This window comes from Caloramator mitchellensis (assembly GCF_001440545.1).
GTDB classification, from domain to species: Bacteria; Bacillota; Clostridia; order Clostridiales; family Caloramatoraceae; genus Caloramator; species Caloramator mitchellensis.
In genome coordinates, this window is the sequence record NZ_LKHP01000034.1 from 1 (window position 1) to 3,827 (window position 3,827).

5 protein-coding genes are annotated in these 3,827 nt (G+C 33.6%); all 5 read left to right on the forward strand.

Annotation, left to right across the window (positions count from 1 at the left end):
- On the forward strand, positions 1–780 hold a 780-nt coding region (locus ABG79_RS12010; protein WP_057979707.1), incomplete at its 5' end, for a type II secretion system F family protein.
- Between the two features lie 81 nt (positions 781–861).
- Positions 862–1,194, forward strand: a complete 333-nt coding sequence (locus ABG79_RS12015; protein ID WP_083490446.1) for a DUF192 domain-containing protein — start codon at positions 862–864, stop codon at positions 1,192–1,194.
- A 104-nt stretch (positions 1,195–1,298) separates the two neighbouring features.
- Positions 1,299–1,949 carry an SDR family oxidoreductase gene (locus ABG79_RS12020; RefSeq protein ID WP_057979708.1) on the forward strand — a complete coding sequence of 217 codons (651 nt, stop codon included), beginning with the start codon at positions 1,299–1,301 and terminating at the stop codon, positions 1,947–1,949.
- 193 nt (positions 1,950–2,142) lie between these two features.
- Positions 2,143–3,135, forward strand: coding sequence for a LacI family DNA-binding transcriptional regulator (locus tag ABG79_RS12025; protein WP_057979709.1), 993 nt, complete (start codon positions 2,143–2,145; stop codon positions 3,133–3,135).
- 146 nt (positions 3,136–3,281) lie between these two features.
- Positions 3,282–3,827 (forward strand): ABC transporter substrate-binding protein (locus ABG79_RS12030; RefSeq protein WP_152978211.1); only part of this gene is annotated, 546 nt, incomplete at its 3' end.

Consider the following 3,827-nt stretch of genomic DNA (forward strand, 5'->3'; position numbering starts at 1 on the left):
GCCGATGAAACATCTGAAAAATCCTTTTTAGAAAGAGCAATACTTCCTATATACAATTATTTTGCTAACTTCTTTTACAAAGCCACCCCATCTAATAAAATTGAAAATCTAATTAAAAAGCTTGAAAGAGCAGGATATCAGAAAAACTCCCTTGAAAAATGGCTTTTTAACAAGGCTATGACTGTTATAATAGCATTTTTGCTGAGCTACATGTTGTTTGACCTGATTTTAAAAAATATGCTCAAATCGGGATTAATGGCAGTTTTAATTGCCATTTTAGTTAATACACTGTTTAATTTTAACCTATCAAGCAGGATTGAAAAAAGGAAGAGAAATATATTAAGGGACCTTCCTTATATACTTGACCTTATTACGGTTAGCGTAGAAGCTGGACTTTCGTTTGACGGAGCAATAGCAAGAGTTATTGAAAATATTAAAGGTGATTTGAGCGACGAATTTGCAAAAACACTAAAGGAAATTAGGATGGGAATACAAAGAAAAGTTGCGCTTAAAAATTTAAGCGACCGCTGCGATGTCAGGGAAATTTCGATGCTTGTTACATCGCTTATCCAGGCAGACGAACTTGGAGTAAGCCTTGGCAAGGTCCTTAGGATAGAATCTGCAAACCTTAGAGAACAAAGAAAACAAATTGCACGTGAAAAGGCACTTAAAGCCCCAATTAAAATGCTGTTCCCACTCATTTTCTTCATATTCCCTACTATATTCACAATAATTCTTGGCCCTGCCGTCATCAAAATATACAACTTCTTTGTTAAGTGACATTCACTTGATTTCTTGACTTCTTGAATTGTTTGTCAATTAGGACAAGAATGTTATAATTTTTAATTTAGGGAGGAAGATATGGTTTATAAACTTCTTCGTAACGGAGAAAAATTATGCAATGTTTTTGTTGCCGAAAGTTTTAAAGATAGATTTTTAGGCTATATGTTTAGAAAAAAACCTCATCATGAAGCGATTTTATTTAAACCCTGCTACAGTATCCATACTTTTTTTATGAAGTTCGAAATTGATGTTTTGTTTCTTGATGGGGACATGAATGTTATTAAAAAAGTAGAAGGACTAAAAAAGGGTAAAATTATTTATGAAAAAGATGCAAAAATGGTTGTAGAAACAAAATTTGGCGGATTTTCAAAAATAGTTGTTGGAGACAAGTTAAATATTGAGTTTATATAAACTTAATTTTTGGTGCCTGGCACCAAAAATTAAGTTTTTTGATAGGATTTTATTAATGTTTGGCGAATATATTAATTTAAGGACATAAAAAAGGGGGAGATTGAATGGTTGTAGTAATAACTGGTGCAGGAAGCGGGCTTGGAAGAGAGCTTGCAAAGGTATATTCAAAGGATAATGATTTGGTTTTAGTAGGAAGAAGAATGGACAAGCTTGAAGAAACAAGGGATGAAATAATTGATGCAAAAAGTGTTGTATGTATAGAATGCGATATAACAAATCCACAATCTGTTGACGATTTAAAAGAAAAAATAAAAAATATCCACAAAGATGTTGATATTTTAATTAATAATGCTGGTGTTGGAATTTTTGGGCCTCTTGAAGAAATGAAGATTGATGATATAAATACATTGATTGATACAAATGTTAAAGGAACGATATTTATAACAAGGGCACTATTGCCTATTATTAATAAAAAAATAATGAATATTATTTCAACTGCTGGATTAAGAGGAAAGGTTAACGAGTCAGTATATTGTGCAAGCAAGTTTGCAGTCAGGGGCTTTAGTGAGAGCTTGATGAAGGAACTTGAAGGAAGGATTAAGGTGGTTTCTGTTTATATGGGAGGTATGGATACGCCATTTTGGAATAATACCGACCATGTAAAGGACAAGTCGCGCTTTAAAAAGCCACATGAAGTTGCATTAACGATTAGGGAAATGGACGATGATTTGACAAGCGAAATACATATAAGCTAAGCAGCTTATATGTATTTTTAATAAAAAATTTGAATCTGCATATTGACATTTTTCAAAATTTTGTGGTAATCTAATTACAAGAAAAGCTTTTCACGATTAGATAATTATTTATTATGTTTAGAAGAGTTATTTTATTGATTAAATTATATTTATTTCTTTTTGCTAAGGATTCACTTTTGTTTGGAGGATTGAGATGGGACTAAATATAAAAGATATTGCAAGGATGGCTAATGTATCACCTGCAACTGTTTCAAGGGTTATAAATGGAACAGGAAATGTCAATGAAGAAAATAGGCAAAGGGTTTTGAAGGTTCTTGAAGAAACAGGTTACAAGCCGAATGCCCTGGCAAGAGGGTTATTGAGAAATAGAACAAATGTTATTGGAATAATAGTCCCAGACCTTTCTAACATTAATTTTGCTGAATATGTTAAGGGAATAGAAAATGAAGCTAAAAAGTATGATTACAACATTATTTTAACAACCTCGGGAAATAGTGCAGAAAATGAGATTTCATATTTTCAACTATTTAAGGAAAAGAGACTTGACGGGATAATATTTTCAGGGACAATATTTACTAAAAAACATAAGAGGGAGATTGATAAAACCGATATACCTGTCCTTGTTTTTGGACAAAACTTTGGGGACAATAAGCTAATCAGCATGAATATAGATAACCAGTCTGCAGCCTATGAGGCGACAAAAATATTGTTATCAAAGGGAGCTAAAAAAATTTGTATGATTACTGGACCCCTTTGGGACAGGGCAGCTGGATATGATAGATATAGCGGCTTTTTAAAGGCATTGGCTGAAGAGGGTATAAGCCCAAATTCAGTTCCGATTGAAGAAGGAGATTTTACAATAAACAGCGGATATAAGTCTATGAAAAATATTTTAAAGAGGTATGAGGTAGATGCAGTTTTAGCTGCTAATGACTACATGGCACTTGGAGCAATAAGATGCCTTTTTGATGAAAACAAAAAAATACCCGAAGATGTTCAGGTAATGGGATTTGATGATATTGTTATATCAGATATATATAACCCTTCCCTTTCAACTGTTAGAATTGATTTTTATAATGCAGGAAAACTCTCAGCAAGAAAGCTTATAAAGGCAATAGAAGGGGAAAAGGTTGAGGAAAATATAATAATTCCTTATGAAATTGTATTAAGAGGTAGCACAAAATAATTTAAGGTGCATAGGGCTTGTGTCCTTATGACACCTATAATTTGAAGATGCAAGAAAAGCTTTTCACAAGTTTATAAGTAGTTTCAATCTATTAGAGAGGGAAACTACAACAAATAAAACAATCAAAAACAGGGGGGTTCATGAAAATGAAAAAAGGCTTAGCAATTTTAATGGCTCTTTTCCTGATTGGGGGAATGTTTGCAGGATGCTCCAAGAAGGAAGAAAAACAATCAGTAGTAATTTACCAGAACAAGGTTGAAATCAACGATGCTCTCACAAAGTTTGCAGCTGACTACACTAAGGAAACTGGAGTAGAAGTTATAGTAAAGACATCAGGCGGAGATTCACCGTATGCAGAACATTTAAAGGCTGAATTCCAATCAGACAGACAACCAGATATATTCGTAATAGAAGGTATGGGCGGATACAATACATGGCAATCAAAACTTGAACCATTCGAAGGCGATGAATGGATAGATTTAACAGACCTTGAATTCACAGTAGATGGAAAGGTATATGGATTCCCAGTAGCAGTTGAGGCATGGGGAATGGCATACAATGCTGAAATGTTAGAAAAAGCAGGAATTGACCCAAGCACATTGACATCACAGGAAGCATACAAAGCAGCATTTGAAAAGCTTGATTCAATGAAGAAGGAATTAGGAATAACATCAGTTGTTGCAATGGCAGCC

Bases quoted from the DNA above. Each gene is read 5' to 3' on its own strand.
- ABG79_RS12015 (WP_083490446.1), top strand. From the start codon at position 862: ATGGTTTATAAACTTCTTCGTAACGGAGAAAAATTATGCAATGTTTTT.
- ABG79_RS12020 (WP_057979708.1), top strand. From the start codon at position 1,299: ATGGTTGTAGTAATAACTGGTGCAGGAAGCGGGCTTGGAAGAGAGCTT.
- ABG79_RS12025 (WP_057979709.1), top strand. From the start codon at position 2,143: ATGGGACTAAATATAAAAGATATTGCAAGGATGGCTAATGTATCACCT.